This window comes from Microbacterium sp. F2E (genome assembly GCF_020905435.1).
Taxonomy (GTDB): Bacteria; Actinomycetota; Actinomycetes; order Actinomycetales; family Microbacteriaceae; genus Microbacterium; species Microbacterium lacticum.
This window is the reverse complement of the sequence record NZ_JAJJIB010000052.1, coordinates 1-757: the sequence shown is the minus strand read 5'-3', so window position 1 is coordinate 757 and position 757 is coordinate 1. Positions and strand designations below refer to the sequence as shown.

General features: G+C 69.9%; 1 protein-coding gene. It reads right to left on the bottom strand.

Going from position 1 to position 757, the window contains the following annotated elements:
• Window positions 1-757, bottom strand: a 757-nt coding sequence (locus tag LOK55_RS13940) for a helix-turn-helix domain-containing protein (protein WP_229935850.1), incomplete at both ends; no start/stop codon positions are given.

Below are 757 nucleotides of genomic sequence, written 5' to 3'. Positions count from 1 at the left end.
CCGTCGCCGAGCGCGTCCGCGAACGCGTGTGACCGGTAGCACGCGCCGTTGTCTGTCATCACGGCGGTGACCGTGACTCCGAGGCTCGCGAAGAACGCGTTCGCGCGGGTCCAGAACGCTGCCGCGGTCTCCTTGCGTTCGTCGTCGAGGATCTCCGAGTACGCGACTCTCGAGTTGTCGTCGACGGCGTGGTGCAGATACCGGTAGCCGCGGGAGCCGGCCGCTCCTGCCCGTGCGGCCTTGTCGCGGACGGATCCCGCGGCACGGTCCTGCGCCGATCCGCGACCGAAGGCGCGCCAGCCGCCGCCATCAGGGATCCGGCCCTGCTTCTTGATGTCGACGTGGATCAGCTGGCCCGGTCTTGCGACCTCGTACCGCTTCGGCGTCGGCTTGCGGACTGGCAGCCCGGTGGCCTGATCGATGTTCACGAGCTTCGGCATCCCATACCTGGCCAGCACCCGGCCGACCGTCGAGCGGGCAAGGCCCAGGTGATACGCGATCCGGTGCGGACCCCACCGGCGGGTGAACCGCAACGACACGATCCTCCGCTCCGTCTTCCGCGGGAGCCGGTTCGGCGAGGTCTGCGGCCTCGAGCTGCGGTCCGTCAACGGCAGCCCGGCCCGATACCGGTCGACCCACCGTTTCGCCGTCGCGGGCGAGCACTGGAACCGTTCCGCTGCCCGCCGCAACGACCAGCCCCGATCCACGACGAGGACAGCAAGACGACGACGCCCTTCCGGCGTCAAAGGCGCGTTAG